39 protein-coding genes are annotated in these 25756 nt (G+C 63.4%); 27 read left to right on the top strand and 12 right to left on the bottom strand.

The features are described from left to right. Position 1: 1 nt before the first annotated feature. The 10 genes from WFQ05_RS12180 to WFQ05_RS12135 all read right to left on the bottom strand — a co-directional run bounded on the left by WFQ05_RS12180 (position 2) and on the right by WFQ05_RS12135 (position 5723). Positions 2 to 649, bottom strand: a complete 648-nt coding sequence (locus WFQ05_RS12180; RefSeq protein WP_337054032.1) for a lambda exonuclease family protein — start codon at positions 647 to 649, stop codon at positions 2 to 4. Further along, positions 646 to 1488 (bottom strand): hypothetical protein, encoded by an 843-nt coding sequence (locus tag WFQ05_RS12175; protein WP_337054031.1) that lies wholly within the window; start codon positions 1486 to 1488, stop codon positions 646 to 648. Before WFQ05_RS12175 ends, WFQ05_RS12180 begins: the two co-directional genes overlap by 4 nt. Before the next feature lie 429 nt (positions 1489 to 1917). After that, entirely contained in the window at positions 1918 to 2145 is a 228-nt protein-coding gene (locus WFQ05_RS12170; RefSeq protein ID WP_337054030.1) for a hypothetical protein, read from the bottom strand. A 245-nt stretch (positions 2146 to 2390) separates the two neighbouring features. Continuing rightward, positions 2391 to 2615, bottom strand: coding sequence for a hypothetical protein (locus WFQ05_RS12165; protein WP_337054028.1), 225 nt, complete (start codon positions 2613 to 2615; stop codon positions 2391 to 2393). Next, on the bottom strand, positions 2612 to 2953 hold the full coding sequence (locus tag WFQ05_RS12160) for a hypothetical protein (protein WP_337054027.1): 342 nt from the start codon (positions 2951 to 2953) through the stop codon (positions 2612 to 2614). Before WFQ05_RS12160 ends, WFQ05_RS12165 begins: the two co-directional genes overlap by 4 nt. After that, positions 2950 to 3273, bottom strand: coding sequence for a hypothetical protein (locus tag WFQ05_RS12155; RefSeq protein WP_337054026.1), 324 nt, complete (start codon positions 3271 to 3273; stop codon positions 2950 to 2952). The genes WFQ05_RS12160 and WFQ05_RS12155 overlap by 4 nt, the downstream gene beginning before the upstream one ends. A 111-nt stretch (positions 3274 to 3384) precedes the next feature. Then, positions 3385 to 4287 carry a hypothetical protein gene (locus WFQ05_RS12150; RefSeq protein WP_337054025.1) on the bottom strand — a complete coding sequence of 301 codons (903 nt, stop codon included), beginning with the start codon at positions 4285 to 4287 and terminating at the stop codon, positions 3385 to 3387. 142 nt (positions 4288 to 4429) lie between these two features. Then, entirely contained in the window at positions 4430 to 4921 is a 492-nt protein-coding gene (locus tag WFQ05_RS12145) for an SHOCT domain-containing protein (protein ID WP_337054024.1), read from the bottom strand. A 35-nt stretch (positions 4922 to 4956) separates the two neighbouring features. Next, entirely contained in the window at positions 4957 to 5265 is a 309-nt protein-coding gene (locus WFQ05_RS12140; protein ID WP_337054023.1) for a hypothetical protein, read from the bottom strand. A gap of 5 nt (positions 5266 to 5270) precedes the next feature. Further along, complete coding sequence (locus WFQ05_RS12135) at positions 5271 to 5723, bottom strand: hypothetical protein (protein WP_337054022.1); 453 nt, start codon at positions 5721 to 5723, stop codon at positions 5271 to 5273. Positions 5724 to 5805: 82 nt separating this feature from the next. Here WFQ05_RS12135 and WFQ05_RS12130 point away from each other — a divergent pair, with 82 nt between their 5' ends. The 10 genes from WFQ05_RS12130 (at position 5806) to WFQ05_RS12085 (ending at position 11527) form a co-directional block, all read left to right on the top strand. Further along, on the top strand, positions 5806 to 6006 hold the full coding sequence (locus tag WFQ05_RS12130) for a hypothetical protein (protein WP_337054021.1): 201 nt from the start codon (positions 5806 to 5808) through the stop codon (positions 6004 to 6006). After that, positions 6007 to 6681 (top strand): hypothetical protein, encoded by a 675-nt coding sequence (locus WFQ05_RS12125; RefSeq protein ID WP_337054020.1) that lies wholly within the window; start codon positions 6007 to 6009, stop codon positions 6679 to 6681. A gap of 87 nt (positions 6682 to 6768) precedes the next feature. Continuing rightward, positions 6769 to 7125 carry a helix-turn-helix transcriptional regulator gene (locus WFQ05_RS12120; RefSeq protein WP_337054019.1) on the top strand — a complete coding sequence of 119 codons (357 nt, stop codon included), beginning with the start codon at positions 6769 to 6771 and terminating at the stop codon, positions 7123 to 7125. Positions 7126 to 7148: 23 nt separating this feature from the next. Then, positions 7149 to 7289, top strand: coding sequence for a hypothetical protein (locus tag WFQ05_RS12115; RefSeq protein ID WP_337054018.1), 141 nt, complete (start codon positions 7149 to 7151; stop codon positions 7287 to 7289). Then, entirely contained in the window at positions 7286 to 7450 is a 165-nt protein-coding gene (locus WFQ05_RS12110) for a hypothetical protein (protein WP_337054017.1), read from the top strand. Before WFQ05_RS12115 ends, WFQ05_RS12110 begins: the two co-directional genes overlap by 4 nt. Before the next feature lies 1 nt (position 7451). After that, positions 7452 to 8159 carry a hypothetical protein gene (locus WFQ05_RS12105; protein ID WP_337054016.1) on the top strand — a complete coding sequence of 236 codons (708 nt, stop codon included), beginning with the start codon at positions 7452 to 7454 and terminating at the stop codon, positions 8157 to 8159. Further along, entirely contained in the window at positions 8156 to 9445 is a 1290-nt protein-coding gene (locus WFQ05_RS12100) for a DnaB-like helicase C-terminal domain-containing protein (RefSeq protein WP_337054015.1), read from the top strand. The genes WFQ05_RS12105 and WFQ05_RS12100 overlap by 4 nt, the downstream gene beginning before the upstream one ends. Next, a complete protein-coding gene (locus tag WFQ05_RS12095; RefSeq protein WP_337054014.1) occupies positions 9442 to 10218 on the top strand; it encodes a hypothetical protein in 777 nt (258 codons plus the stop codon). The genes WFQ05_RS12100 and WFQ05_RS12095 overlap by 4 nt, the downstream gene beginning before the upstream one ends. Positions 10219 to 10381: 163 nt before the next feature. Further along, the gene (locus WFQ05_RS12090) at positions 10382 to 10816 is read left to right on the top strand and encodes a hypothetical protein (protein WP_337054013.1); all 435 of its coding nucleotides are present in this window, start codon (positions 10382 to 10384) and stop codon (positions 10814 to 10816) included. A 468-nt stretch (positions 10817 to 11284) separates the two neighbouring features. Continuing rightward, the gene (locus tag WFQ05_RS12085; protein ID WP_337054012.1) at positions 11285 to 11527 is read left to right on the top strand and encodes a hypothetical protein; all 243 of its coding nucleotides are present in this window, start codon (positions 11285 to 11287) and stop codon (positions 11525 to 11527) included. On the opposite strand, the gene WFQ05_RS12080 is transcribed toward WFQ05_RS12085, so the two are convergent. Both WFQ05_RS12080 and WFQ05_RS12075 read right to left on the bottom strand, forming a co-directional pair. Further along, positions 11528 to 11734 carry a hypothetical protein gene (locus WFQ05_RS12080; protein ID WP_337054011.1) on the bottom strand — a complete coding sequence of 69 codons (207 nt, stop codon included), beginning with the start codon at positions 11732 to 11734 and terminating at the stop codon, positions 11528 to 11530. Then, positions 11731 to 12144, bottom strand: a complete 414-nt coding sequence (locus tag WFQ05_RS12075) for a hypothetical protein (protein ID WP_337054010.1) — start codon at positions 12142 to 12144, stop codon at positions 11731 to 11733. The genes WFQ05_RS12080 and WFQ05_RS12075 overlap by 4 nt, the downstream gene beginning before the upstream one ends. Positions 12145 to 12251: 107 nt before the next feature. On the opposite strand from WFQ05_RS12075, the gene WFQ05_RS12070 reads away from it, so the two are divergent. The 17 genes from WFQ05_RS12070 (at position 12252) to WFQ05_RS11990 (ending at position 25728) form a co-directional block, all read left to right on the top strand. After that, on the top strand, positions 12252 to 12623 hold the full coding sequence (locus WFQ05_RS12070) for a hypothetical protein (protein WP_337054009.1): 372 nt from the start codon (positions 12252 to 12254) through the stop codon (positions 12621 to 12623). 639 nt (positions 12624 to 13262) lie between these two features. Further along, a complete protein-coding gene (locus WFQ05_RS12065) occupies positions 13263 to 13658 on the top strand; it encodes a hypothetical protein (RefSeq protein ID WP_337054008.1) in 396 nt (131 codons plus the stop codon). A gap of 151 nt (positions 13659 to 13809) precedes the next feature. Further along, positions 13810 to 14433 (top strand): glycoside hydrolase family 19 protein, encoded by a 624-nt coding sequence (locus tag WFQ05_RS12060; protein ID WP_337054007.1) that lies wholly within the window; start codon positions 13810 to 13812, stop codon positions 14431 to 14433. Then, entirely contained in the window at positions 14430 to 14870 is a 441-nt protein-coding gene (locus tag WFQ05_RS12055) for a hypothetical protein (RefSeq protein WP_337054006.1), read from the top strand. The genes WFQ05_RS12060 and WFQ05_RS12055 overlap by 4 nt, the downstream gene beginning before the upstream one ends. Continuing rightward, positions 14867 to 15193, top strand: a complete 327-nt coding sequence (locus WFQ05_RS12050) for a holin (protein ID WP_337054005.1) — start codon at positions 14867 to 14869, stop codon at positions 15191 to 15193. The genes WFQ05_RS12055 and WFQ05_RS12050 overlap by 4 nt, the downstream gene beginning before the upstream one ends. Continuing rightward, positions 15190 to 15705 carry an endopeptidase gene (locus WFQ05_RS12045; protein WP_337054004.1) on the top strand — a complete coding sequence of 172 codons (516 nt, stop codon included), beginning with the start codon at positions 15190 to 15192 and terminating at the stop codon, positions 15703 to 15705. The genes WFQ05_RS12050 and WFQ05_RS12045 overlap by 4 nt, the downstream gene beginning before the upstream one ends. 280 nt (positions 15706 to 15985) lie before the next feature. Beyond that, positions 15986 to 16339: a hypothetical protein gene (locus WFQ05_RS12040; RefSeq protein ID WP_337054003.1), complete on the top strand. Its 354-nt coding sequence runs from the start codon at positions 15986 to 15988 to the stop codon at positions 16337 to 16339. A gap of 35 nt (positions 16340 to 16374) precedes the next feature. Beyond that, on the top strand, positions 16375 to 16812 hold the full coding sequence (locus WFQ05_RS12035) for a terminase small subunit protein (RefSeq protein ID WP_337054002.1): 438 nt from the start codon (positions 16375 to 16377) through the stop codon (positions 16810 to 16812). Further along, complete coding sequence (locus WFQ05_RS12030) at positions 16809 to 18116, top strand: phage terminase large subunit (protein WP_337054000.1); 1308 nt, start codon at positions 16809 to 16811, stop codon at positions 18114 to 18116. Before WFQ05_RS12035 ends, WFQ05_RS12030 begins: the two co-directional genes overlap by 4 nt. Continuing rightward, positions 18116 to 20173, top strand: coding sequence for a portal protein (locus tag WFQ05_RS12025; protein WP_337053999.1), 2058 nt, complete (start codon positions 18116 to 18118; stop codon positions 20171 to 20173). The genes WFQ05_RS12030 and WFQ05_RS12025 overlap by 1 nt, the downstream gene beginning before the upstream one ends. Positions 20174 to 20191: 18 nt before the next feature. Next, entirely contained in the window at positions 20192 to 21079 is an 888-nt protein-coding gene (locus tag WFQ05_RS12020; RefSeq protein ID WP_337053998.1) for a hypothetical protein, read from the top strand. Between the two features lie 12 nt (positions 21080 to 21091). Further along, positions 21092 to 22282 carry a P22 phage major capsid protein family protein gene (locus WFQ05_RS12015; protein ID WP_337053997.1) on the top strand — a complete coding sequence of 397 codons (1191 nt, stop codon included), beginning with the start codon at positions 21092 to 21094 and terminating at the stop codon, positions 22280 to 22282. Positions 22283 to 22294: 12 nt separating this feature from the next. Further along, on the top strand, positions 22295 to 22498 hold the full coding sequence (locus WFQ05_RS12010; RefSeq protein ID WP_337053996.1) for a hypothetical protein: 204 nt from the start codon (positions 22295 to 22297) through the stop codon (positions 22496 to 22498). A gap of 10 nt (positions 22499 to 22508) precedes the next feature. Next, a complete protein-coding gene (locus WFQ05_RS12005) occupies positions 22509 to 22793 on the top strand; it encodes a hypothetical protein (RefSeq protein ID WP_337053995.1) in 285 nt (94 codons plus the stop codon). 63 nt (positions 22794 to 22856) lie between these two features. Beyond that, a complete protein-coding gene (locus tag WFQ05_RS12000) occupies positions 22857 to 23264 on the top strand; it encodes a hypothetical protein (RefSeq protein WP_337053994.1) in 408 nt (135 codons plus the stop codon). Then, positions 23264 to 25012, top strand: a complete 1749-nt coding sequence (locus WFQ05_RS11995) for a packaged DNA stabilization protein (RefSeq protein WP_337053993.1) — start codon at positions 23264 to 23266, stop codon at positions 25010 to 25012. The genes WFQ05_RS12000 and WFQ05_RS11995 overlap by 1 nt, the downstream gene beginning before the upstream one ends. Positions 25013 to 25248: 236 nt before the next feature. Beyond that, positions 25249 to 25728, top strand: coding sequence for a hypothetical protein (locus tag WFQ05_RS11990; RefSeq protein WP_337053992.1), 480 nt, complete (start codon positions 25249 to 25251; stop codon positions 25726 to 25728). Positions 25729 to 25756 lie beyond the last annotated feature (28 nt).

Below are 25756 nucleotides of genomic sequence, written 5' to 3'. Positions count from 1 at the left end.
GTCAGGCGGCCATCGGCAGGGTCAGCTTGTGGTGGAAGTCGTTCACCACCTCGGCGAAGTCCAGCAGATCCTTCTCCATCGCGGCGATGAACTCGTCGTCGCGCTTGAACACCTTCCACCAGAGGTGCCGGCCGCAGTGGACAAGGGCAGGGCAGTACAGCCCGACATGCCATTCCTCGCGCTCAGCAAGCCACATGCAGCCCTGAACCTGTTCGGCCACGTCGCTGGCATCGTTGTCGATGTGAAAGGCGCGCAGCTTCTCGGGGTTGATGAAGCACTTGTACTCCGAGCCGCTGTTTTCTCCGATCAGGCCGTCAGCAGAAGCGCCGAACACGCCGTCATCGCTGGTGATGAAGCCGGCTCGCTGAACGATCAGGCCGGACTGGACCTCATGTTCTGCTCGAGCCATTGGCTCCAGCTCGTGGCCGCGGCGCATCGCGTAGGTCTCAAAACCCTCGTCCAACGGCTCGCCGTTGATGCGCTCCACGGCAAGGCGGAACGCGTAGTTCTTGGCGGCCTCAGACAGTTCGCCCTTGTTGGGGCCGGACTTGAGCCGCTGGCGAGCCGTGCTGAACATGCTAGCGGTGATGACCCCGGCCCTGGCGCGATGCCATTCGGGGCTGCCTTGCTCGCACTGGATGACGATCACTTGACCACCTCCGCACTAGCCCTCTCGGCCTTGGCCTTGAGACCTTCGTGGGCCGCCTGGCCGATCATGGCGCGCTGCTCCTTGTTGAGCTTGCCCCACGCCTGCGCGTAAGCCTCGAGGCCGCCCTCCGCGATGTCCTGCAGGCTGGCGTAGAGCGCGTCCCGCTCGGGGCTCTCCACGACCGGCGGCGGCTGATTCGAGGTGACCACCTGAGCGCGCGCAGGCGTCTTACCGACGATCTCCGCGACCACCTCATCCGGCAGGTCCTCAATGTCCTGTGTGAAGATGTCGGAGGCCGCCGTGGCCGTGATCACCGCATCCACCTGGGCGCGCTTCTTGGCCATCTTGAGGATGGTGTTGGCAACGTCGGCGGGGTTGGTGCGGACCTGTTTCTTCTTCTCGACCTTGCCTTGGTACTTACTGAACTTGACTCGGCGCCTGTTCTCGGGCGTCTCGTCGAACTCCTCGTCGCACACGGCTGCGCGCCAGCTGTACTTGTCTTCCGCGCTGCTGCACTCGCCGATCCCGGCGCCGATGAAGTTGCCATTAGCCGACAGCAGGTTGACAGTCACGCGGTAGGCAATCTCGCCGTGGGCCGAGAGGTCCTCAACCTCAGGCTTCGCCGCCAGGCGGAAGGTCGCCATCAGCTTCTCGGCGCCGGCCTTGTACAGGCTCTTGGACTTGGTGCCGGGGATGGTCCCGTAGTGGGTGCCATCTTTCATCACCTCGGCCATCACGTCCTGCATCAGGTTGACCTGCGCGCGCACATCGGCGGCCGTCAGCGAGCGGGCGCCGTAGGCTTCGACCGCAGGCTGGAATGGCACAACGTTGGCATTCATCTAAGAACTCCTGCCGGCGATGCCGGCGTATGGGTATAGGTGCCGGCACAGGCGCCGTCGGCTGGCGTGGGATGGGTGGAGAGGGCAGGCGGTGAATCTCCTGCTTGCGGGCCTCATTAGTGGTTGTCCGCCGAACTGCGATCCCTGCGCAGTCACCACCTGCGCATTCCTCTCCGTAGTCGTTATAGCTTGTGGATTCCGGCTTTGACGAAGGGGTGCTCACGCTTCCACTGGAGCGCTTCCTTCTTTGTCTTGAAGTAGAAGCGGAGACGAGGTGCGCCACCCGGCCATGAACTCCATGTGGAGCATCGAATCAGGTACTTGTTCATTCCATTTCCTCAGGTTCTGCCAGCGGCTCCGGCATCGGGATGTCGCCGAACACGCGATCAAAGTCCAGCTCGTCGAACAGGTAGGCGTCGGGGTCGGGGGTCATGGCTGGCACTGCTTCAAGAATCGGCGAAGGTCCTCGGCGCGCATGCTCACGTAGGTGCGTTTGCGGCCGGGCGCCATATCGAATGCGAGTTCGATTAATCCATCCAGGAAGTCCGTCAGCTCGATGGTTGTCACCAGTGAAACGGACTCATCCTCGCTTTCATAGGTTGCGTACTGAACGATCTTCCCGCTCGCGTATCGCTTCAATTCGTCTTCGACGCTCATCTCAATTCCTTTGCAATCAGAGGGGCCGGGCACTCCCAGCCGCAGGTGTAGATTTCGTGGAAACGGTGCGGGATCGCGTAGCCGCCGAATGCGATCAGCACCACCCAGCAGATGCGGGTTGCGCGGCGGAGGGATCGGTCAGACACAGATCACCCCCGCGATGAAGCCCAGCACCGCGCCGAACAGCAGGCCGATCCACACCTCGCACTCCTGTTCGTACAGGTACGATTCGATGTCGTCGTTCTTCATGGGGTGGCTCCGACGCGGGCGAGGGCGGCGCGAAACCGATCCATCAGCTCGTCAGTGGTCGTTCCATCCGAGTCGGCTTGCTCGACTTCCCGCCCGATTTTGATCAGCTCGGCCATGGCAGCGCGTGCCGCAATCAGGTCTCGCCCATCGGAGTAGTAGTGACCACCTGCTCGGGCGATCTCGCGATCAATCAGGGCCAGGACAGCGACAGGCGCGGTCATGGCTGGGCTCCGGTGGCGGCGTCATAAGCTTCACGGAGCAGCTTCGATGCCAGAGCGAAGTGGACCATCGCCATCGTGTCGTCGCCTGACTTCACGGAGGATTCGTAGGCAATAAATTCTTCCGCGCCCGCGAAGAATTTCGGCGCGGCGGCGATCAGGTGGGCGTTGGCTTCGACCGGGTAGCCCTGCTGGTCAGCGCCATGCCAACCCTTGAATGCCTCTGCCAGCGGCTTGTCACCAGCGACACTCCCGCCGTTCTGATAAAGCTCGGCCGGATCCCGGCGCCAGATATAGCCCTTGGCATCCGCGAACCAAGGCCCAGGCGTATGCGCGTTCATGCCGGCTCTCCGTTGAGCGCCGCGTACTCGGCATCGCGCATCCGCTCCAAGCGTTCGGCCTGTTCGATCAGGAAGCGGAACTCCATGCGGAACTCCGGCGGTACTTCGGTGTTGTGGCTAATCCATCGCAGGAGGCCGGCAGCGTCGGCTACCTCATCCACCAGCCGCCCAGCTTCATCGTTGGCGTACAGCTCGCCAGCTACGTTCTCGGCGGCGTCATCGAGGCCGAACGCAGGCTCTACGTAGTCCGGGCTATTCGGATGCCGGCTGTCGCCAGACAGGTCGCCAAACCCCGGCATGCGCGCGTAGTTGAGGGCCATCTCACACCCCCCACAGCAGGTAGACCAGCATCAGCACGGCGCCGACGACCAGGCCGCCGCAGAAGATCACCGCAGCCGCAGCCCATTCGGCACGGGAGGTGCGCAGGGCGGTCACAGGGCACCGCCGAGCTTGTCCAGGCATGCGAACAGGGCGTCGCGTTCAGCGATCCACGCCGCCGCCCACGCCGCCCACGCCGCCGACCCCGCCGACCCCGCCGACCCCGCCGCCCTCGCCGCCCACGCCGCCGACTCCGCCGCCGACTCCGCCGCCGACTCCGCCGCCGACTCCGCCGCCGCCCTCGCCGCCGACCCCGCCGCCCACGCCGCCGACTCCGCCGACTCCGCCGCCGCCCTCGCCGCCGCCCTCGCCGCCCACGCCGACTCCGCCGCCGCCCTCGCCGCCCACGCCGACTCCGCCGCCGCCCTCGCCGCCCTCGCCGCCGACCCCGCCGCCCACGCCGCCGACGCCGCCGACTCCGCCGACTCCGCCGACTCCGCCGCCGACAGCTCGCAACTGTTGCCGCCGGCCGCCGCTTCGTGAGCACGACGACCGATTTCCAGGGCCGTTACGACTTGTACGATGGAATCGTGGACCTGCTCCGGGTGCTTGGCCTCAAGCGCCGCACGCTGGGTCACAAGCATCCGATCAATCCGGGAAATGGCGATCAGATGAGGGAGGGGGGCGGGGTTAACGCCGACCGGGATGCGCCTTGCCAGCTCGACGTGGAACGAGGGGCGCTCGTCAGCGGGTAGGCCCTCGAATATCGAGTCCTGCAACCGGACCAGCCACTCCGGCAGGCCGCGAGCGTCGGCTACGACTTCATGGAAGTCTTCATCGCATTCCGGATCGATCTCGTGAGCGAAACAGCCGACCGAGCAGCCCCGGAACTGACCGCCGTCCATTTCACCGTAGGTTCCCGCCAGCAACATGTCCTGCGCGGCGTGGCTCTCGGCCTGGGCGACGTGCAGCGCCTTCAGTGCCGGATCGTTCTTGTAGCTGAGCTGGATGTCCATGTTCCCGTCCGATAGGCCCTGGTGGGCTGACGGGAGTCAGTAAACATCAAGTTGACCAACTGGTCAACATGAAGTTTACCAATAGGTCAACAAGCCGACGAACGGTAGTTATCCACAATGGACGTGGAGCGAAGGAGGGGCCTCAGGGGTGCGCGAGGAGGATCGCCTTCTGCTGTTCGAACTCCGCATCGCTCAAGATTCCGCGCTTGCGCAGGTCGTCCAGCTTCATGAGTTCCGTATAGAGGTCCGGCTTCTCTGCAGCAGAAGGCTGAGGAGCAGGCGCGCTCCCTTGCGCAGAGACCTCGACATCGGCGCGTCGCTTGAGGCCCACCGGGGAGCCAGCGCCAGGCGGGACCAGCCGGAACTGGTATTCGGCAGCTGGCCACTGGCCTGGGCCGCCGGCGCCGCGGTACTCCATCGCCACCGGCTGAATCTCCATGCCCTTGGACTGCGCAAACGCGTTGGCCGCCTCCAACGCCTTCCGCTTCGTGGTCGATTCGCTTCCGAAGATGCCGGCGTGATTCTCGACCACGGCCATGTAGGTATCGCGCGAGATGGGGGTGATCTGAGGCTTACCCGCAGTCACCTCTGGGGCGATGGCGAGCAGTGCTCCGCAAATCAAAATCCGTTTCATGGGCTATTCCTAATGCTTGCTTGGTGGGTGATCGGCTAGCAGGCCGACAGGCAGTCCGGAAGGCTGCAGCCCGTTTCGGCCGCGTCCACGTATCCCTCCATCCTCGCCATCAAATCGTCGAGCTGCGGCGGCGTCAGATCCAAGATCGATCCCACGCGCTTGGTATCCAAAAAATGTGGCACGGCGTCAGGCCACCCGTATTGGACGGCGATACGCATGATGGTTCGGATCTTCCTCGCCCGCGGCGACGTGTCCAGAGGAGATAGGCCAGGATCGACGCCCACAACTGGCACGGGCGCCTCCGCCAGGATGGCGGCAATTTCCTCACGCAAGAACTCATTCATCTCTCTCATCCCATGGCCATGAAAGCGACGCGCAGAGCGGATTGCACCGCCTCTCGCGTGTTGCCGATGCCTGGGTCCGCATAGATCAGCGAGACGATCCTCGCTTTGCGGGCCGGGTCCAGCTCGCGCTTGGCGTCGAGCAATGCACCTTCCAGGCATTCGATCATGAGGGTGAGTCTGGGGACATCCAGTCCCCCAGGTTGAGACGCCGGGGAAGCGTCGCTAAGCAATTTTCCTTCGCCGTGGTTGATGTAGTCGATCGACAGGCCGAGCGCCTGGAGCGCGCGCGCGTACTTCGCCGGAATCGTGCCGCGGCTGTGCCACTGCTTTCCAACCTGCTTCGGGTTCTCTGTCGCGCCGATGAGTTCAGCGAAACGGGTGCGGTTGCCGTCGGCCACCGCCTGAACTGCCTCATCCATGCGGGCCTGGAACGCTTCGAGGGCGGTGATGTCAGCCATCCCGACATGCTGAGTTGACCGTTCGTCGGGGGCAATAAACAGAAGGTTGACTTCAGGGTCAACATAAAGTTTACTCGCGGCCATGAACGCCAACCACGACGACGCCGAACTGATTCAGCGCCTGGGCGGCCCCGCCGCCGTGGCCAAGCTGCTGGGTTTCGAGGGTAAGGGATCTCTCCAGCGAGTGCACAACTGGACAACCCGGGGGATCCCCGAGGTCATCCGCTTGCGCCGGCAGGACGTCTTCGGCCCCGCCCCGGCCCCGAAGGGGGAGGCGGCGTAGATGCGCGTCCTTGTCGCCTGCGAAGAATCTGGCGAGGTGCGCGACGCGTTCATCGCCCGCGGGCATGACGCGATGTCCTGCGACCTCCTGCCCACCCGCCGTCCCGGCCCTCACTACCAAGGCGACGTGCGCGACGTGCTCCACGCCTGCTGGGATCTGCTGATCTTCCATGCGCCATGCACCCATGTGTGCGTCAGCGGGGCGAAGCATTTCGCCGCCAAACGGCTGGATGGTCGCCAGCAGGCCGGCATCAGCTTCTTCATGGAGTTGTGGCGCCACGGCGAACGGCACGTTGACAAGATGGCCGCGGAACAGCCGATTGGCATCCTGTCGAACCTGTTCCGCAAGCCGGACCAGATCATTCAGCCGTGGCAGTTCGGCCATGGCGAAACCAAGGCCACATGCCTGTGGTTGCAGCGCCTGCCGAAGCTGGTCCCGACCGAGTTTGTCGCAGGACGGGAGGCGCGCGTTCACAGGATGCCGCCAGGTGAAAACCGTGCCCGTGAGCGCAGCGCCACGTATCGAGGCATCGCCGAGGCCATGGCTGACCAGTGGGGAGGCCACTCAGCGCCCAACCCTTCGGTAGCAGCACACGCCGTCGATCCATCTGATCGCGAACACCTGCCCGCACAGCCACACGAGCGTGGTGACGTTCGCGGGCGTTTCAAACCGTAAGCAATCCATGGGCCTGTCCTTCGGGGCGAGGTCCTTTTTTTCGCACTTTCAAGAAGGTTGACCGTAGTGGACGCAGGTAGACCGCAGTTGACCGGCCTTTTGCCGGCCCGCATCGAAGGGGTTCCGACGCCCAAGCTGGCGCCGTTCGACGTGCTGCGCTTGTGCAACAGCGAGAGGGACGCGGTGCTGGTCTCGATCCGCATGTCGAAGCTGAGCCAGAAGGAGATCGCGTCCCGGATGGGCGTGAGCAAGCAGGCCATCTCTAAGTGGGTCCGGGAAGGCATCCCAGGCGGCCGCGTGCGGGCCTTCTGCAACGCGACGGGCACGCAACTGGTGCAGCAGTACATCGCCATGCGCCGGGCCATGCGTGAGGCGTCCGGCATCCGCTGCGAGAACGACCGGATCAATGAGATCGCGGCCATCGCGATGGGAGCCGTGGCGTGAACCAATCCGAGTACGAGCAGGCCATGAAGATCATGCGCGACGAGGCGTTCGAGGCCGCGAAGCGCCTCCAGTTGCCACGCTCCAACGTGATCCAGTTCCCGCGCGCCAGGCGCCTGCCCAACCCCCAGCCGACGCGCCCGAATGGGCCGGGGAGGGCTGCATGAAGCCCGGGCAAGCCGAGCAGTGCGTCAAGGCCCTTGCGGCGCTCTATGCCCCGCCGCTGAGCGAGGACGAGCTACGCGAGTACGACCGCCTGCGCGCTGACGAGATGGCCCGCGCCGAAGCGCGTAGGGCGCCGACGCCGCAACTGGACCTGGAGGGCTGAGGTGGCCCGCATCCGCACTATCAAGCCCGAGTTCTTCACCAGCGAGGACATCGTCTCTCTGTCGCCGTTCGCGCGCCTTCTCTACATCGGCCTGTGGTGCGAAGCGGACAGGGAGGGTCGCCTGTCCTGGAAGCCCCGGACCTTCAAGATGCGCTATCTGCCCGCGGACGACTGCGACATCTCAGCCCTTGCTGGCGAGCTGCTGCAGTCGGGCCTTGTCGTCCTGTACGGGGATGGCCTCGCGTACATCCCCAGCTTCACCTCGCACCAGCATGTAAACCCCAGGGAGGCGAAATCCGAACTGCCTGAGCCCAAATCTGACGCGTCGAGCACGCGTCGAGCACGCGTCACTGACGGTGAATCCACTGTCTCTGACACGCAGGTAGGAAAGGAAGGGAAAGGAAGGGAAGGAAGGGAAGACGCGTCAGGTGACGCGACGCGCAAGCGCGCACCCTCGAAAACGGCTTTGCCCCAGGGGTTCACGATCTCGGATCGGGTCCGGTCTTGGGCAGCCGAGAAGGGGCACGCGCGGCTTGAGCAGCACCTGGAGTCCTTCCGGGCCAAGGCCACGGCGAAGGGCTACACCTACGCCGACTGGGACTCGGCCTTCATGGAGGCCATCCGGGAGAACTGGGCGAAGCTGCCGCCGGACACGGGCAACGTCGTGCCGATGGAGCAGCGCCCAGGCGGCGGGAGGCGCGCCCTGTGAGCCAGAACCCTGCCCACGCCGAAGAGGCGGTCCTGGCTGGCGTGATGGCCCGCAACGAAGCCTTCCACGACATCGCCGCCCTGCTGACCGCCGAGCAGTTCACCAGCCCGCAGCGTCAGCGCCTGTGGTCCGCGATCCGGGACGCGGTGCTGGCCGGTGAGCCGGCGGACCCGGTGACGCTGATGGACGCGATCCCGGACGATGCCGACTTCGTGCTGGCCCTGGCGACCAACGCGACGACCGGATCGTCCGTGACGGCCTACGCCGAGCTGGTGCGCGAGAACTGGCGGATGCGCGAGGCGGCAGGGATCGGGCAGCGCCTGCTGATGGGGGCGAAGGAGCGCGACCCGGAGTCGGTGAACGCCGCCATCTCCGCGCTGTTGTCGCTCAACGCCGAGGTGACCGAGCACGAGTTCACCGGCAAGCAGATCCTCAACATGGCCTTCCAGATCACCGACAACGCGTTCCGCAACGGCGGGGTGCTGCCGGGCATTACGACGGGTCTGCGCGAGCTGGACGAGATCCTGGGCGGCTGGCACGACTCCGACCTGACCATCGTCGGTGGCCGTCCAGCGATGGGGAAGACGGCCTTCATGCTCGGCCTGGCTGAGGCTGCAGCAGCTGCCGGCAAGCGGGTCGGGGTGTTCAGCGCCGAACAGCCGGCGGCTCAGATCGGCTTGCGCCGTGCCGCCCTGGCCTCGCGCGTGTCGGCCACGGCCATGCGCTCCGGGCGGGTGCAGGACGAGGACTGGGCGAAGCTGTCGGCTGGCATCGGTGGCGCCATGGGACGCCAGATGTGGATCTACGACCGTTCCGCCGTGACCTTGGACGAGCTCGTCGGCGTGGCGCGCAAGTGGAAGCACGCGCATGGCGTCGAGATCCTGTTCATCGACTACGCACAGCGCATCACGGTGCCGCGGGCTGACCGCATCACGGAAGTATCTCAGGTCGCGCGTGGGCTCAAGAACCTCGCGCGGGACCTGCAGGTGCCCGTCGTCGCGCTGGCCCAGGTGGTGAAGGGCGTGGATACGCGCGTGGACAAGCGTCCAAACGCAGGCGATCTAGCCAACAGCGATGAGCTAACCCGCGAGGCCGACCAGATCCTGATGCTCTATCGGGATGAGGTCTACAACCGCGACTCGCAGGAAACCGGCATCGCCGAAATCCTGATCGAGAAGAACCGGCACGGGCCGACTGGCTACAAGAAAGTGCGCTTCGTCGCCGAGACGATGGCGTTCGAGGACATGGGCAATGGGCGCGAGGCGCTGAGGGAGTTGGCGGCGTGAAGCCATCTGATGCCAAGGCGCGCTTCCCCACGGAGGCATCTCTCTGCGACCTGTTCATGCGAGACATGCATGCCATCGGCGGGTGGACGTGCTACCCGGAGACCGCCGGCTTCGACATCCTGGTCGCGCATACGAACGGCCGGCAGATCGGCGTCGAGGCCAAGCTGCAGCTCAACGCCAAGGTAGCTGACCAGATCCTGCCGAGCGATTACGCGGCCGTCTATGGTCAAGAGGGGCCAGATCATCGGGTGGTGATCGTGGCCTGCATCACTGACGCCAGCGCCGGAATCGCGCGCATGTTGAAGATGCTGGGCGTGACGGTTTGGGCGCCGCGCGCGCACGGAGGAGAGGAGCCTCACTTCAACGTCGCCGACGAGTTGCACTACGAGGCGTCGGCATCCGAGCACGGCCGCCAATGGCGGGAGGTTGCCTTGGGGCATGTGTTGTACGACTGGAACCCCACTCAGCGTTGCGCATTGCCCGATCTTGTGCCGAACGTTCCCGCTGGCGTGCCTGCGCCTGTGCGGTGGACACCATGGAAAGCCGGGGCGCTCCGCGTGCTGGCCCTGCTGAAGCTCCACGGCCGTATCACCTCGAAGCAGATCGCCACCCAAGGCATCAGCCCGAGCACGTGGACGCAGCAGTGGCTTGTCCGGGCTCCAGAAGCCGGATTCTGGCTCCCTACCGAGAAGACGCCGTTCCGGCTGATCGACCAGCACCCGGCCGAGTATGCCGCTGCGCTCGCCGAGATTTCCGCGAAGGAGGCCGCATGACCTGGACCCGCCCAACCGCCGACACGCTGGAGAGCCCGCCTTGGTCGATCCACAAGGGCTGGTTCATCGCTGGGACGTGCTACCGGCTGTTCAACCGAAACCGACTAATCGCGATCTGCCCGAGCGCAGAGAGCGCCATGCAACGTGCTGAGGGGAGAGGGGCGTGACCGCCATCCGCAACGAGATGGAGCTACAGCGCTGGATCGCCTTTGTCCGAGGCCAGAAGCTGCCCCTGGACCTGAGCTGCGGCCCGCTCAAGAGCGGCCGGACCAGCCAACAGAACCGGTATCTATTCGGCGCCTGCTACCCGCCGGTGGCCGAGGCGATGGGCTACACCGTTGAGGACATCCACGAGTACATGCTCGGGCGCCACTTCGGGTGGGTGGACGTGAAGGTGCCAAAGACCCCGCGCAACCAGGATGGCATCGAGTCCAAGCCATTCCGGACTACAACGACCGACGAGCACGGCAAGCGGGCGGTGCTGAGCAAGGCCGAGTTCGCCAAGTTCGTAGAGACCGTTCACCGCATTGCCGCGCACGCCGGGGTGTTCATCGCCGAGCCGTGGGTCGAGGAAGAAGCGCACCGGAGGGCCAGCTGATGAATATGCAAAGGCCAACATCAAGAAATCGGAGAGTGGCTCATGGGCTTGGGGGAACGCCCACCTATCGCACGTGGTACTCGATGATAGACCGATGCATCAACCCCAGAAATATCTCGTTCAGAACCTATGGTGGCAAAGGCATAAGCGTGTGCGATAGGTGGTTAAGGATCGAGAATTTCGTAGCAGACATGGGATTGCGCCCCGAAGGACTGACCCTTGATCGGATTGACTCGAACGGGGATTACGAACCCACCAACTGTAGATGGGCCCACATCCTCGATCAGCAGCGTAACCGCAGCTTTGTCAAATGCTCAATCAAAACGGCCGAGCAGATCAGATTTCTGAGCCGCAAAGGCTACCGACAAAGAGATATCGCTGATCTTGTGGGGCTTAGTCAGAGCGTTGTGTGTCGGATCATCAATGGCAATGCCTGGAGGACCGATGTGGAGCCCAAATAAGCGGGCCATGTCCCAGGCAGAGCGCCGGCACGTGGAGCTTGTCAAGGAGTCGGGCTGCGCCTGCTGCGGTGCGGCCGGCTTCGTGCATGCCCACGAGATCGAGCAGGGCCTGTGGTGGACCTCCATCGGTTTGTGCCCCGACTGTCATACCGGCCCGAACGGCATCCACGGTGACAAGACCCTGTGGCGCATCCACAAGCTGAACGAGATCAAGGCGCTCAACGAGACCCTGAGGCGCGTGTACGGATGACTACAATGCAAGCTGCTCAATCGCGAATTGCACGACATACGGCGCAGCGCGATGGCCGTCCGACGTTTCGTCGGCCAGGTAATAGCGCATCATGCGTTCGGAAATCCCGAGCCGGCGCGCAGCCTCGCGCTGCGACACGCCAGCTTTATCCAGTAGCCCCCGAAGGTAGGCGGGCCGCGGGTCGTGCAGCCTTGCATCCGGGCTCATGCAGTCCTCACGGTGCAGCCCGGCAGGCAAAGCCAGGTGGTGCCATGCTCATCGAGCATTTCGACGCTCGTGTAGCCCAAACGAGAAGCGAGGACGCCGCGAAGGCGCTGGAACTCCCAGCCCTGTTCGGCCGCATCTTCGGCATCGCAGTCTTCCAGCGACTCGCAACCCTTAGACATGATCGCGTCCGCGACCTGCTCATCTCCATCAGCAAGTTCCAGGGCGATCTCATACGCACCTTCAACCACATAGTTCAACTCGAAGTCGGTCAGCGGCTTCGGAGACTCAATGATGTGAAGCACTTCGCCATGGCTGCGAGCCGAGGCCTCGGAGGAGCCGAAGATCCCTCCGAACAAGCCGTCGGCCCGAATCTCAGTGATCGCGTCAGAGCTGCCGTGGAAAAGTTCCATGTTTCTTTCCCTAGTAAGCCAAGTCGGCCTGTGCGGTGTGGGGTCAATATAGGCAACAGTTGCCTAGTTGTCAACTACCTTCCATCGGGAAGCCCCGGGAGGGCGGCATGAAGGAGCTGATCCTCCCCTGGCCGAGCAAGGATCTTTCCCCAAATGCCAGAGTCCACTGGGCAAGGAAAGCCAGGGCCGTCAAATCTTCCCGAGAGCAGGCCTACTGCCTGGCCAAGGCTGCAGGCTGGCCGGCGCTGGAGCTGCCGCAGGGGCGACTACACCTCTGGATCGACTTCTACCCACCGACCAAGCGCCTGCCAGACGACGACAACATGCTGTCGCGGTGTAAGGCGTACCGGGATGGGATCGCCGACGCCCTGCTGATCGACGACAAGCGATTCGTCAGCCACCCCTACGTGAAGACCGAGGCCCGCAAGGGCGGCCAGGTGGTCGTGAGGATCACGGGTGGACCGGGGGGCGACTTGTGAGCACGGCGGGAATGCACGCTCAAACCATCTCGGCGCTCACAACTCAGGTAGGCGGAAGCCATTACCGAGAGGGTCAGATTCAGCCGGTGGAATACATCGAGGCAAACAAGCTCGGGTTCCTTGAGGGCTGTGTTGTGAAGCGGGTTACCAGGCATGCCAGGCCCACCGGGAAGGGGCGCCAGGACATCGAGAAGGCAATCCATGAGCTGCAGCTTCTCTTAGAGCTGAGGTACGGCAATGGGACTTAGCTCCATGGACCACGACCGCCTGCTGATGATGGCCAAGCTCACCCAGATGGAAGCCGACGCCACCCAGCAGCGGTACAGCCACAACCAGCGCGGTCACCCCGGCCGGGTCCGTGCATCGCAATTGCAACGCGAGGCCGCGCTCATGCGGCGGGAAATCAAACGCAGGAAACGAGAGCGGGTGCCCCAATGGTCATTGAGACCTGGCCGAGAGAGAGCTTGTGCGAGGCCCGGCCCGGCGCCATCGAGGTCGAGGGCGGCCTGCTGTGGTGTGACTTGGACTTGGCGCTTGCGTGCGCTGAGCGCATGCGGCGGAACGGGCACGCTGTGTCGGTTTGGAGATACCCGGGGCGCCAGGGTGTATTCGTCGAAATTTAACAGAAGGGGAGCAAAGATGCAGCGATCAGAGCTTGAGGCGAGGCTGAAGGGTTGGGCCGACGAGTACGGCGGCGGTAAGTATGAGCACGTTGGATGGCACAGCCGGAATATGCTCCAGACCATCATCGAGCATCAGGGATTCATCCCTGACAGCCGGGGATATGTCCCGGTTCCCATTCGGTCTGCGGCCGACGAGATTGAGCAGGTGGTCAATCGGATGGAGGCCGAAGGCTGGTTCAAGCAGGGCAGGGTGCTGCGCTGCGACTACTTCCTGCCCAACGCGCCGCTCGAGGTTAGGTTCCGGAACCTACGCGCCATCGGAATCACCCTGAGCCGGGCGAGCTACTACGATCACCTGGCGCAGGCGAAGGCGTACGTAGCAGGCGCGCTGAAGTCAGCCGAAGCCGCTTGAGTCTAGACTGATTACCTGAAATTCTAGGCAGGCTCCCATTCTGACCTCGGCCAAAAGCCGGGGTCTTTTCGTTTCCGGCCCGCTGTCACCTCCCCTCGTCAGTGAGCCCGCCCCGGCCGTGGCCCGGCTGGGGCACCTTCACGAGTCGCCAATGCTCCCGACCGCCAAGACAATCCAGCTGGCGGCCGGAGTGGCGCCCGACCTCGCGCAGAAGCTGGAAGGCCCGATGCGCGATGTGTGCCGGATCTACTCGATCGACACCCGGGAGCGACTGGCTGCCTTTATCGCCCAGTGCGGACATGAGTCGGCCAGCTTCTCCAGAACGCGTGAGAACCTGAACTACTCGGCCGAAGGGTTGATGGCGACCTGGCCCAAGCGCTTCACCCCGGCGCTGGCCCAGCAGCTGGCGAGGAAACCTGAGCTTATCGCCAATTCGGTCTATGGCGGCAGGTTGGGGAACCGCAACCCCGGCGACGGCTGGCGGTACATCGGCCGGGGCTGGATCCAAGTCACTGGATTGGCGAACTACGAGGCAATCACGGAGCTGGTGAGGGAGAAGATCCCGACAGCTCCAGACTTCGTTGCACACCCGGAGTTGCTGGAATCCACCCAGTGGGCTGCCATGAGCGCTGGGGCGTATTGGAACGATCACGACCTGAACACCTTGGCAGACCGTGGCGACTTCGCCGGCATCACCAAGCGCGTCAACGGAGGCAACATCGGCGCGGCAGACCGCAATGCGCGCTACGCCAGGGCTTTGAAGGCGCTAGCGTGATCCGGCACTCCATTCTGCTGGCTATGGCGGCCGTGGCTGTTACCGAGGCTCCAGCCTCGCCACAGCTCGTACAGGCTCCGCAGACATGGGAATACCTGTCGATCCAGCACATGGCCGAGAACTTCGGTTTCTCGCTGCCAGTGCTGCTGATGGTTGTGGCTGGCGCACTGGTTGGAGCCTGGAACAGCTACCACGACAAGCGTAGCAACTTGGCAATCACGTTTCTCACCTCCACTGTGATGGCCCTGTCGGCCGTCGTGCTGGTGCCGGAACTGGCGCATTACCAGTGGAGTAGCACGGGGATTCAATCGACCGCTGGCATGGCGCTGGCATTCACCGCTCAGAATTGGGGGCCTGAGCTAATCCGGGCAGTCGGGCCAGGAGTCAAGCAGTACCTGCGCCGTTTTCTGCCTCAGAAGGGAAACGACCCACAATGAACATATCACTGTGGTCCTTGCTGTCCGTTCCTGCGCTCACCGTGATCTTCGTGACAGCCGTGGCTGGTATCAACGATGTCCAGGTGCGCGACCTCCGCTCGCTCCCTAGGCGCGGAGCCATCATCGAAATGGTGCTGGGGGTTTGCTTCCTTGCGACAGCGCTTATCAGCCTGAACATCGCCGCAGTGTGCCTTCTGGGCGGCAACGTCCTGAGCTGGCGCGGCTGCGTTCTCATGTGGAGCATCGCGGGCATCTTCGGGACGTTTGGCACGTTCGCGCCTTGGCGCCGCTGGTTGCGCCGTGACATCCGAGAGTTGCCATGAGCTTGGCTGCGGCGATCCAGCTTATCGGCGGGGTCCGTGCCGCGGTGTGGGCCGGCCTGCTGGCTGTCGCGCTGATCTGCCTTGGGCAACGGTCCTGCGCGTTGGCCGAGGCCCGCGAGACACTGTCCGATGAGCGAGCCGCGTGGGCCAAGCAGACGCTTGAGCAGGCCAACGACGTGATTGCCGCCCAGCAGAAAGCCCGTGCCGCCGAGCAGGCGGCAGCCAACCGTCAAAACGAGATCGCCAATGCCTACGAAGAAGGGAAGGCGGCAGCCCAGGCTGCTGCTGATCGTGTTGTTGCTGACCTGCGCGGGGGCAATCTCCGCCTGCAGCAGCGCTGGGCGTCCTGCGCCGCCACCGCCAGTCTGTCCGGTGCTGCCAGCTCCGCCAGCCAGCCTGATGCAATCGCCGACGACCGAGCAGCGAGTGCGTCTCGAATTGTTCGCGCCGCCGCCGAGTGCGATGCCCAGGTGAAAGGGCTGCAGGCCTTGGTGAGGTCGGATCGGCAATGAGTGCCCAACTTCACGTCCTACCGTCCGCCCAGTTGCAGGACATCCCGGAGATGCTCCGTCGGTTGGCGAATGACATCGAGGCCGGGAAGTACGGGGAGGTTGTTGAATCTGTCGTGCTGACCTCCGGCGACTCATTCGAGGTTTTTGGGTTTGGTCATGCGGACGGCCCGACCACCCACTACTTGCTTGGTTGCGCGATGCAGAGGTTACAGGCCCCCAGGTTGAGCGAGGCTAACAGGTGAGTACCTGCGAAGAGATCGGCCGCGCAACCCGGAATTACGTGTCAGCGCACCAGCGCGACCGGGTGTTCCGGTCGAACCTGTACGCAGCCGAGAAGCGCTGCTTGGTCACCAACTTCAATAGCGCCATCCCTGTGGGCCGCTCGATCGTGTCGGCTACCTGGCAGACCTGGGACACGATCAACTGCTACCTGGCGCAGCCCCAGATCAATGGGCGCGAGGTGCAGGTGACGATTACCGCTCAGTACTCCGGCCGCTGCCGCATCCGCGTGGACGCCACCCTGGACAACGGCGAGGTCTATTCAGCTTGGCACGTCATCCGGGTCCAGCCGGCGCCTTATCTGGTCAATCCTGGCTGGGTGACTGGACCTAGCATTCTGACGGTGAGCGTGTAATGCCAGGCGGACGCCCCAGCGACTACAGCCAAGAGGTGGCAGACGCCATCTGCGAGCGCATCGCGGACGGTGAGTCCTTGAGGGATATCTGTGCTGGCGAAGACATGCCTAACAAGGCCACTGTCTTCCGCTGGCTTGGAAAGCACCAGGAGTTCAGCGACCAATATGCGCGCGCGAGGGAAGAGCAGGCTGAGTCGTTCGCCGACGAAATGGTCGCCATCGCAGATGAACAGGTCACGATGGTGCGGGCCGACAAGCATGGAACCAAGGCCGATGACGATGATGGCAACACGGAGGTGATCTTTGACGCCACCGCCGTTGCCCGCAACCGGCTGCGCGTCGATACCCGAAAGTGGGTCGCCTCCAAGCTGAAGCCCAAGAAGTACGGCGACAAGAGCACCACCGAGCTGACTGGCCCCAACGGGGGTCCCGTCGAAACCATCACCTCGATCAAGCTCGTCCCGCTCGAATGAGCCAGCTGCAGATTGCCCTTCCCCCGAAGCTGATTCCAGTCTTCCAGGGGCGGGCTGACGTGCGCGGCGCTTACGGCGGTCGTGGCTCGGGCAAGACGCGATCGTTCGCCAAGATGGCCGCTGTGCAAGGCATGCGCTTCGGACAGGCCGGTATCAAGGGCCAGATCCTCTGCGCCCGCCAGTTCATGAACTCGCTGGACGATTCATCGCTGGAAGAGGTCAAGCGGGCGATTGAGGACGAGCCGGCGCTATCGGCCTACTGGTCCGTCGGCGAAAAGTTCGTCAAGAGCCGTGACGGCAACGTGTGGTTCTCCTTTGCTGGCCTGGACCGCAACATCGGGTCGGTGAAGTCCAAGGGCCGCATTCTGCTGTGCTGGGTGGATGAGGCCGAGCCGGTCACAGCCTATGCGTGGGACACGCTCATCCCGACCCTGCGCGAAGAGGGCGACGACTGGAACGCGGAGACGTGGGTTACGTGGAACCCGGCTCGTAAGTCCGCCCCGGTCGAGCGGTTCCGTCAGACGGGCAATCCGCTGGTCAAGGTGGTCGAACTCAACTATCGGGACAACCCGAGGTTCCCGGCGCTTCTGGAGCGCAAGCGCCTGAGCGATCAGGAAGAGCGCCCGGACCAGTACCCGCACATTTGGGACGGCGAATATCTGACGGCGGTCTCCGGCGCGTACTACGCCAAGGCGCTTTCGGATGCCAAGAAGGGCGCTCGCATCGGTGACCTGGCCCGTGACCCGCTGATGACGACCCGCGCTTACTGGGACATCGGTGGAACCGGCGCCAAGGCCGACGCCTGCGCTATCTGGATCGTCCAGTTCGTCGGCCAGGTGGTGCGGGTGCTGGACTACTACGAGGCAATCGGCCAGGAACTGGCAGTCCACGTCGAATGGCTGCGCAGGAGCGGTTATGAGGCGGCGGCATGCATCCTCCCGCACGACGGCGCCAACCACGACAAGGTGTTTAAGGTCAGCTACGAGTCCTCGCTGAAGGCCGCGGGCTTCCAGGTGCGCGTGGTGCCGAACATGGGCGCAGGCGCTGCGATGAACCGCATTGAGGCGACACGCCGGCTGTTCCCTTCGATCTGGTTCAACGAGAAGACCACCGAATCCGGGCGCGATGCGCTGGGCTGGTATCACGAGAAGCGCGACGACCAGCGGAACATCGGCTTCGGCCCCAACCATGACTGGGCAAGCCATGCGGCGGATGCCTTCGGCCTGATGGCCGTGGACCACGCGGCAGGTGACCGGAATGCACCCAAACCTGTCCGCCTCAACTTCTCCTCGGAATTTGCTTGATGGCTGACTACACGAACACCCCTGACGATCCGGGGTATGCCACTAAGCGTTCTGGCGTAGACAAGGACGAGCTGCACAAGGAGATGCTGGCACGGCACCAGCATGCCCGCGACTACTGGCGCGAGCAGTACCAGTTGGCTGAAGAGGACATGGAGTTCGCCTTCGCGCCTGATACGCAGTGGGATCAGTGGATGGCCAGCACTCGCACGGGCCGGCCCATGTACACGGTCAACAAGCTTCGCCAGGCCATGAAGCAGATTACCAACGACCAGCGCCAGAACAGGCCGCAGGCGAAGGTGAGGGCGGTGGAGGATAGCGATTCTGATCTGGCCGAGATCCGCCAGGGCTTGATCCGCAGCATCGATCAAGTCAGCGAGGCTGAGCGGGCCTGTGACACAGCCTTCCAGTTCGCGGTGGGTGGCGGATACGGGGTGTGGCGCGTCAACTACAGCTACGAGGATGACGGCGGCTTCGACATGGTCATCAAGCGGGAGGAGATCGCCAATCCCTTTTCGGTCGTGTTCGACCCTTCGGCCAAGGCCAAGGACCGCCGGGACGCTCGCTATGCCTTCGTGGACTGCCAGTGGGCGCGTTCCGCGTTCCGCGAGAAGTGGCCGGATGCAGAACTGGTGTCGGTCGAGGAGTGCGACGACACGCAGCGCCAGTGGTTCGGCGAGCAGGAGGTCACCGTCTCCGAGTATTGGTACAAGACCAAGGAGACCTACACGCTCGTGCTGATGTCGGACGGCTCGTCCTACGACGAGGCTGAACTTATGGGCGTGCAGGACGAGCTGGCCCAGCAGGGCATCGTGGTCCAGCGCAAGCGCAACGCCGAGCGGATCAAGGTGTGGCAGTGCGTCGTCTCGGGGGCTGAGATCCTGGAAGGCCCAACCGAATGGGCTGGCCGGTTCATCCCGCTGGTGCCGGTGTGGGGTGAGATCCTGGAGATCAAGGGCAAGGAGAAGTTCTTCGGCGCGGTCCGCTTCGGCAAGGACCCGCAGCGCATGTACAACTACGAGCGCTCTACGTTCATCGAGGTCCTGGCAGACCAGCCCTACAGCCCGTTCATGGCCGCGGCTGAATCGGTGGCAGGCTACGAACCCCAGTGGAACAACCTCAAGACCTCCAGGCCGCCTGTGCTCCTGTACAAGGCCGATCCCGCTCTGCCGGGCGGAGGCAAGCCCTCCCGGGAGCCAACGGCGCAGTTCCCGGTGGCACTGGCCCAGGCCGCCGCGATCAGCAGCGACGACATCAAGGCGGCGACCGGAATCTACGACGCCAGTTTGGGGCAGCGATCGAACGAGACGAGCGGCAAGGCCATCGTGGCCCGGCAGCGAGAGGGCGATGTCGCCAACTTCGACTACATGGACAACCTGGCCTACGCGAAGAAGTACGACTTCGAGATCGTCAACGACCTGCTGGGCAAGATCTATGACACCGAGCGTCAGATCCGCATCCTTGGCGAGGATGGCGCTGAGAAGGTCATCCGCGTCAACCACGCTGTGATCGACCAGCAGACGGGCCGACAGGTCACGCTGTACGACATGTCGCGCGGCCGATTCGATATCGCCGTGGATGTGGGGCCCAGCTACACCACACAGCGTATGGAAGCGGCGGACGCGCTCATGCAGCTGTCCAACGACCCGTCGCCCATCGGGATGATTGCCAAGTACGGATATCTCAAGGCACTTGATGCCCCGGGACTGGATGAGGTCAGGAAGGCGTCTCGCAAGGTGCTCGTCCAGGCCGGCCTGCTTGAGCCTGAGGACGGTGACCAACCGCCCGCTCCGCCGCAGCCCAATCCGAAGGACATCACTGACGCGAAGAAGAACGATGCGCACGCCGCGCTGTATGGCGCGCAGGCGCAGGGCAAGGAGCTGGAGAACATGCAGCTTCAGCAGCAGCTTATGGCACAACACATGTTGCTCAACATGCCGCCTCCAGCTCCACCGCCAGACCAAATTCCAATGCCCACAGACCAGCCGCCGCAAGGCGGCTTTTTTGTGGGCGGCGACCAGGGCTTGGGCCCAACCGCACCGGCCGGCATGCCGGGCTAAAACCGCCAAGAGGCGCAAATGACTGAGCAGAAAGAGAAGCCGCAGCCGGTGGATAACAGCCACCTCGATGCGGGAATTGCCGCGCGAAACGTGAAGGCCGAAGAGCAAAAGCAGGCGGAGAAGGAAGCCGCCGAGCAGCAGCCCGACGAAGAGCACGAAGAGCAGAACGAACCCGAAGGATCGGCAGCTTCGGAAGCGGATGACGCGACCGCCCAGCGCAAGAACAAAGGCGTTGGAAAGCGCATCGACGAGTTGACCAAGGCGCGTGAAGACGCGAAGCGTGAGCGGGACTACTGGCGGGAACAGGCACTGCGCAATCAGCAGCCTGCACCCACCCAGCAGCGAGACGAGCAGGCCGTAGACGACGAGCCTAAGCCGGAGGATTTCGAGTTCGACTTAGGCAAGTACAACCGGGCTTGGTACGAGTGGAGAAAGGGGCAGGACGATAAGGCGAGCGCAGCGGCCAAGAAGCAAGAGGCCGAGCGCGAGCGGCAGCGCAAGTTTCAGGAAAGCGCGGTCGCCTTCGTTGAGTCCAACCCTGACTTCCACGAAGTCATCAGCAACCCACTGCTGCCGATCTCGGTCGAAATGGCCGAAGTCATCAGCGAGGCGGACAACCCGGCCGCCGTTGCCTACTACCTCGGCAAGAACCCGCAAGAGGCCCAGCGCATCGCGGAGATGAGCCCCGCCGGCATCGGCCGGGCCATTGGCCGCATTGAAGCAAGCCTGTCCACGCCAGCGCCCGAAGCGCCGCGTCAGCCAACTCCCAAAACCGTGACCAAAGCCCCGCCCCCGGTGACAACGCTCTCCGGGTCGCCTGCGGTTGTGAAGTCGCTGGATGACATGTCCATGGCCGAGTACGACGCAGCACGACGCAAAGAGCGCTTGTCGCGAGGGCTTCGATAAGGAACCCAAATCGTGGCAAATCAGTTTCTCACTACCCAGCAGATCACTCGCGAGATCCTGTCGGTCCTGCGCCAGAAGTTGACCTTTCTGCGCAAGATCAACATGGAATACAAGAGCGAGTTCGCCGTCACCGGTGCCAAGATCGGTGACACCGTCAATATCCGCGTGCCGACGCACGCCAAGATCCGCAACGGGCGGATCATGGATGCGTCGAACATGGTGGACAAGACCGTCCCGCTGACCATCTCCGACCAGACCGGTATCGATCTGGTGTGGAACAGCTCGGACATGGCGCTGAAGATCGACGACTTCAGTGCTCGCTATCTGGACCAGCCGATTGCCGACCTGGCATCGCGTATCGAGCAGACTGTGTTGCAGCGAGCGCTGCCGTATGCAGCCAACTTCGTCAGCAACGCTGATGGCAAACTGGACTTCTCGGAAGCTCTGCGCGCTAACAAGGTTCTGACCGACAACCTGGCCCCAACCCGCCGCTACATGGTGACCAACACCAGCGGTACGGTCCAGGTGGTTGATCAGCTCAAGGGCTTCTTCAACGCCCAGGACCGACTGGCCGATCAGTACGAAGATGGCCTCATGGCGCGTGCGGCGGGTTTCGACTGGTTCGAGACCACCAACATGCCGGCACAGGCCTACGGCACCTCGGCGATCCCGGGGACCTATCAGGTCAACGGCGCGAACCAGACCGGCAACTCAATCGCTGTGAACACCGGCACCGGCACCTTGGTTGCGGGTCAGCACGTCACCTTCGCTGGCGTGTACGCGGTGAACCCGGCCACTAAGGTCTCGACCGGCGTTCTGCAGACCTTTGTGGTCACCGCTAACTACGCAGGAGGCGCCGGCAACCTGCAGATCGCCCCGGCCATTGTCACGAGCGGCCCCGAGCAGAACGTGACTGCTTCTCCGGCTTCGGCGGCGGCTGTGGCAGTGCTGGGCGCAACCGCGCAGACGGGCGTCAACCTGGGCTTTGCCCGTGACTTCGTTACCGTCGCAACGGTGGATCTGCCGCTGCCGGAGAATAAGGATGCCAGCCGGATGAACTTCGACGGTCTGAGCCTGCGCATGATCCGCGACTTCGACACCATCAACGATCAGTTCCTGAACCGCGTTGACATCCTGTGGGGTTCGGCGGTCCTTCGTCCTGAGTTCGGCGTCGTCATCCCGAACGATCCGACCAACTTCTAAGGAGGTAACACCATGGCACTTTCTACCGACACCGTCGCCGCCGCGGCAACCGAGACCCCTGACGGCACGCTCGTGGGTCGGAACTCGGACTCCAAGATCGGGTTCTACGGCGCGACCCCGGCCGTGCAGCCGGCCGCTCTGAGTCTTGCTTCCGTGACCGCGGCTCAGCTTGCGACCGCCCTGGCTTCCATCGGTCTGATCAAGACCACGGCATAAGGAGGACGACATGGCTGAGTACAAGCATGCGAAGTACCTCCACAAGGACGACGAGGTCCGCCTGTTCCCGGGCGATGAGGTCGAGGATGCACTGGCTGATGGCTGGGAGTTCCCGAAGTTCCCCCGTTCCAACGGTGAGGAATGGAACCCCGAAGTTCCAGACGACGAGGTGTCGGCCGCTGATGCCGCTGCCGAAGTCCTCAAGGCCAACCGAGCCAGGCAGGAGAAGCTTGATGCCAAGGATGCGAAGACGGTGGCGTCTGAGCAGGCCAAGGCCGACAAGCAGAAGAAGTGATCGACAGCGCGGAAGTGGAACAGGGGCGGCCTTCGGGTCGCCCCTTACTTTTTGGAGTCAGAGATGACCAAGGTTGCGGAAATCGTCGGCAGCGCCCTTGCGCTTCTGCGCGTCACGGACGCATCGGAAGCCCCTGAGGCCGAAGACATGGCGACCGGCATCTCTGTGCTCAACATGATGGCCAAGACCTGGGAGGCAGGCGGCTACACGATCGGATGGACGCCGGTTGCCAACCCGGACGATGACCTCGCGTCAGCCCCCGAGGCGGACGAGGCATTGATCTACAACCTGGCGGTCAAGCTTCGCCCTCGCTATGGCCAGGCGCTTGAGCCTGACGTGGTGGATCAAGCACGAAGGCTGAAGGCTGACGTCCTCGCGGCTGTGTTCGCAGCCAACCCCATGGAGATGCCGCGCGGTATTCCGGGTTGGCGCTCGCGTTACAACATCCGTAGCGACGGGTACGACTTCTAATGCAGTTCAAGCCGATTGACCTGCTAGGCGGCTACTACAAAGACAGCAGCCTGCCGTATTCCACGCAGGATACGGTCAACTGGCTGCCGGAACTGCCCGAGGCTGCCGGAACGCGCACGCCGTTCAAGCTGGCGTCGCCGCCCGGGCTGAGGCAGTTCGCGAAGCTCGGGAGCAACCCAGTCCGCGGAGCGATCAACGTCGAGGGCGCGCTGTTCGTTGTGGCTGGGAACGAGCTACGCCAGGTCAAGGCCGATGGCACCAGCACGTTGTGTGGCACCGTCCCGGGTGTAGGCCGGGTGTCGATGGCGTACAACCAAATCACCAACGGCAATCAGCTGCTCATCGTCACCGGACAGTCGAGCGGCTACGTCTACAACACGGCGACGGGCACGTTCAGCGTCATTTCTGACGATGCGTACCCAGGCGCCAAGGCTGCGGCGTATCTGGACAGCTACCTACTGCAGGTGGAGCCGTTCGGGCGCTATTGGTTCTTCAGCGATCTGGCCGACGCACTGTCCTACAGCTCCCTGGACCGAATGGAATCGGAGGCATCGCCGGATAAGATCGTCACGCTGACGGTGAGCCAGTTCGAAGTGGTCGTTTTCAACCAGACGACCATCGAGTTCTTCAGCAACGTCGGTGCGGAGACCGGCACCTTCCAGAACAAGCGCATCCTCGTGGAGCGCGGCTGCGCAAGCGGTCAAACCGTCGTGAAGCTGGACAACAGCATCATGTGGCTGGGCGACGATGGCGTGATCTACCGCCTGGACGGCTATAACGCCATCCCGATCTCCACGGGCGTCATCCAGACCGCGATCAAGGGCAACAACTGGTCTCAGGCCTTCGCCTTCAAGTGGGAAGACGGCAAACACAAGGTCTACTACATCACCTTCCCTGACGGGCACACGTGGGGGTACGACGTGGTGACCAAGCTCTGGCACCGCCGCGAGTCCTACGGACTTCGCCGCTGGCGTCTGAACACCTTGGTCCGCTGGAACAACATGTGGATCGGCGGCGACTTCCAGGACGGCCGCCTCTGGGCCGTGGATTGGGACTACATGCTCGAAGGCGACCAGCCTCTGGTCTCCGAGCGCGTCTCGGGCGTAGTTCACGACAACCAGAACCGCATCAACGTCAACTACCTCGAACTTCTCATGGGCATGGGCACCGAGGAAACAGTAGCCCCGGCTGAAACCTACCTGGGATGGGAGCGCCTTACAGCGAGCAGTCACGCAACCTTCGACGCTGATGGATCGCTCCTACTGAGCGCGGATTTCGAAGACGTCTGCATGGCCAGAAGCGTATCGGGGAAATCTTTCGGCAAATGGCAGGTGGAAATCGTCGTGCCCGCGACTGATCTATCACTACTCTACGGAATCGTCGATTCGGCCGTGCCCATGGTGAATGGCCGTCTCGCCATTGAGTCATCCGCCAACAGTTACGCCGGCCGCACCGAGAGTACTCAGTTTTGGAAGAACGGTAGCGCCTCATACCCGGACCTCCACGGCGCTGGGGAGTGGTTCTTGGCTGGCGATGTCGTCGGAATCTGCCTTGATCTGGATGCGATGACGCTGACCTATTACTGCAACGGCGCACTGCGCGGGCAAGTCGCGGTCGATGAGAGCGGGCTGGTCTGGCACATCGCCGGGGGGAATTCCCAAAGCGACATCCCATGCCCGATCCGAACCTTGGCAAGCCAGATCCAGTATCCGATTGCAGGATACAAGCCGCTCGACTCTGACAACTGAAAGGTAGCTGCCTTGTGAGCAACCGCAAAGTTGAAATCTGCTACTCCAAGGATGGAGGCCATAACTGGTCGAACTGGCGTGCCTACAGCTTGGGCGAGCTAGGTGAGTATCAGCACCGGATCCGCGCTAACCGCTTTGGATCAGGGCGTAACTGGGTGTTCCGCATCCGCATTGCTAGCCCTGTGAAGCGAGACCTTTACGGCGCTGTGGCCTACATCGAGCCTACGGGCGGCTGAATGATTGAACTTGCGGATTTTCTGCCCGCTCTGACCGAGCCGGGGCAGGCGGTAGCGCGCGCGTCCGATAAGCAGCCAAGCCGAGAGGAATTGCAGCAGCTAGAGGATGCGCTCCGCTTGCTGCCGGCCCAAGAGTGCCCGGTTGATCACCACTTCGCAGACGGCATCTACGGCCGAGCCATGCACATCCCAGCGGGAACTGTTCTGACGGGGAAAGTGCATCGCTTCTCTACCCTAAACGTCCTCGTCCAGGGCGAGATCACGGTTACCACGCCGACCGGGATGCAGCGCTTGAGTGCGCCCGCGATTTTCACTTCGCCGCCTGGCTGCAAGAAGGCCGGCTTTGCGCACACCGATGTCATCTGGCTCAACGTCCATCCAACAAGGCTCACGGACGTGGCGTCTATCGAATCCAAGTTCATCGAGCCGGAAGACCCGGCACTTACCGCAGGAGAAAAGCCATGTCTTGGGGCGCAGTAGCGGGGGCGGCCATCACCGCGGTTGGTGG

Source organism: Pseudoxanthomonas sp. USHLN014, from assembly GCF_037153335.1.
In the GTDB taxonomy this organism is placed as follows: Bacteria; Pseudomonadota; Gammaproteobacteria; order Xanthomonadales; family Xanthomonadaceae; genus Pseudoxanthomonas_A; species Pseudoxanthomonas_A winnipegensis.
This window is presented reverse-complemented; position numbering and strand designations above follow the sequence as displayed.

What these genes read in the sequence shown, in the direction of transcription:
- WFQ05_RS12175 (WP_337054031.1), bottom strand. Translation starts at nt 1,488, where the DNA reads ATGAATGCCAACGTTGTGCCATTCCAGCCTGCGGTCGAAGCCTACGGC.
- WFQ05_RS12170 (WP_337054030.1), bottom strand. Translation starts at nt 2,145, where the DNA reads ATGAGCGTCGAAGACGAATTGAAGCGATACGCGAGCGGGAAGATCGTT.
- WFQ05_RS12165 (WP_337054028.1), bottom strand. Translation starts at nt 2,615, where the DNA reads ATGACCGCGCCTGTCGCTGTCCTGGCCCTGATTGATCGCGAGATCGCC.
- WFQ05_RS12160 (WP_337054027.1), bottom strand. Translation starts at nt 2,953, where the DNA reads ATGAACGCGCATACGCCTGGGCCTTGGTTCGCGGATGCCAAGGGCTAT.
- WFQ05_RS12155 (WP_337054026.1), bottom strand. Translation starts at nt 3,273, where the DNA reads ATGGCCCTCAACTACGCGCGCATGCCGGGGTTTGGCGACCTGTCTGGC.
- WFQ05_RS12150 (WP_337054025.1), bottom strand. Translation starts at nt 4,287, where the DNA reads ATGGACATCCAGCTCAGCTACAAGAACGATCCGGCACTGAAGGCGCTG.
- WFQ05_RS12145 (WP_337054024.1), bottom strand. Translation starts at nt 4,921, where the DNA reads ATGAAACGGATTTTGATTTGCGGAGCACTGCTCGCCATCGCCCCAGAG.
- WFQ05_RS12140 (WP_337054023.1), bottom strand. Translation starts at nt 5,265, where the DNA reads ATGAATGAGTTCTTGCGTGAGGAAATTGCCGCCATCCTGGCGGAGGCG.
- WFQ05_RS12135 (WP_337054022.1), bottom strand. Translation starts at nt 5,723, where the DNA reads ATGGCTGACATCACCGCCCTCGAAGCGTTCCAGGCCCGCATGGATGAG.
- WFQ05_RS12130 (WP_337054021.1), top strand. Translation starts at nt 5,806, where the DNA reads ATGAACGCCAACCACGACGACGCCGAACTGATTCAGCGCCTGGGCGGC.
- WFQ05_RS12125 (WP_337054020.1), top strand. Translation starts at nt 6,007, where the DNA reads ATGCGCGTCCTTGTCGCCTGCGAAGAATCTGGCGAGGTGCGCGACGCG.
- WFQ05_RS12115 (WP_337054018.1), top strand. Translation starts at nt 7,149, where the DNA reads ATGAAGATCATGCGCGACGAGGCGTTCGAGGCCGCGAAGCGCCTCCAG.
- WFQ05_RS12110 (WP_337054017.1), top strand. Translation starts at nt 7,286, where the DNA reads ATGAAGCCCGGGCAAGCCGAGCAGTGCGTCAAGGCCCTTGCGGCGCTC.
- WFQ05_RS12085 (WP_337054012.1), top strand. Translation starts at nt 11,285, where the DNA reads ATGTCCCAGGCAGAGCGCCGGCACGTGGAGCTTGTCAAGGAGTCGGGC.
- WFQ05_RS12080 (WP_337054011.1), bottom strand. Translation starts at nt 11,734, where the DNA reads ATGAGCCCGGATGCAAGGCTGCACGACCCGCGGCCCGCCTACCTTCGG.
- WFQ05_RS12075 (WP_337054010.1), bottom strand. Translation starts at nt 12,144, where the DNA reads ATGGAACTTTTCCACGGCAGCTCTGACGCGATCACTGAGATTCGGGCC.
- WFQ05_RS12070 (WP_337054009.1), top strand. Translation starts at nt 12,252, where the DNA reads ATGAAGGAGCTGATCCTCCCCTGGCCGAGCAAGGATCTTTCCCCAAAT.
- WFQ05_RS12065 (WP_337054008.1), top strand. Translation starts at nt 13,263, where the DNA reads ATGCAGCGATCAGAGCTTGAGGCGAGGCTGAAGGGTTGGGCCGACGAG.
- WFQ05_RS12060 (WP_337054007.1), top strand. Translation starts at nt 13,810, where the DNA reads ATGCTCCCGACCGCCAAGACAATCCAGCTGGCGGCCGGAGTGGCGCCC.
- WFQ05_RS12050 (WP_337054005.1), top strand. Translation starts at nt 14,867, where the DNA reads ATGAACATATCACTGTGGTCCTTGCTGTCCGTTCCTGCGCTCACCGTG.
- WFQ05_RS12045 (WP_337054004.1), top strand. Translation starts at nt 15,190, where the DNA reads ATGAGCTTGGCTGCGGCGATCCAGCTTATCGGCGGGGTCCGTGCCGCG.
- WFQ05_RS12030 (WP_337054000.1), top strand. Translation starts at nt 16,809, where the DNA reads ATGAGCCAGCTGCAGATTGCCCTTCCCCCGAAGCTGATTCCAGTCTTC.
- WFQ05_RS12025 (WP_337053999.1), top strand. Translation starts at nt 18,116, where the DNA reads ATGGCTGACTACACGAACACCCCTGACGATCCGGGGTATGCCACTAAG.
- WFQ05_RS12020 (WP_337053998.1), top strand. Translation starts at nt 20,192, where the DNA reads ATGACTGAGCAGAAAGAGAAGCCGCAGCCGGTGGATAACAGCCACCTC.
- WFQ05_RS12010 (WP_337053996.1), top strand. Translation starts at nt 22,295, where the DNA reads ATGGCACTTTCTACCGACACCGTCGCCGCCGCGGCAACCGAGACCCCT.
- WFQ05_RS12005 (WP_337053995.1), top strand. Translation starts at nt 22,509, where the DNA reads ATGGCTGAGTACAAGCATGCGAAGTACCTCCACAAGGACGACGAGGTC.
- WFQ05_RS12000 (WP_337053994.1), top strand. Translation starts at nt 22,857, where the DNA reads ATGACCAAGGTTGCGGAAATCGTCGGCAGCGCCCTTGCGCTTCTGCGC.
- WFQ05_RS11995 (WP_337053993.1), top strand. Translation starts at nt 23,264, where the DNA reads ATGCAGTTCAAGCCGATTGACCTGCTAGGCGGCTACTACAAAGACAGC.
- WFQ05_RS11990 (WP_337053992.1), top strand. Translation starts at nt 25,249, where the DNA reads ATGATTGAACTTGCGGATTTTCTGCCCGCTCTGACCGAGCCGGGGCAG.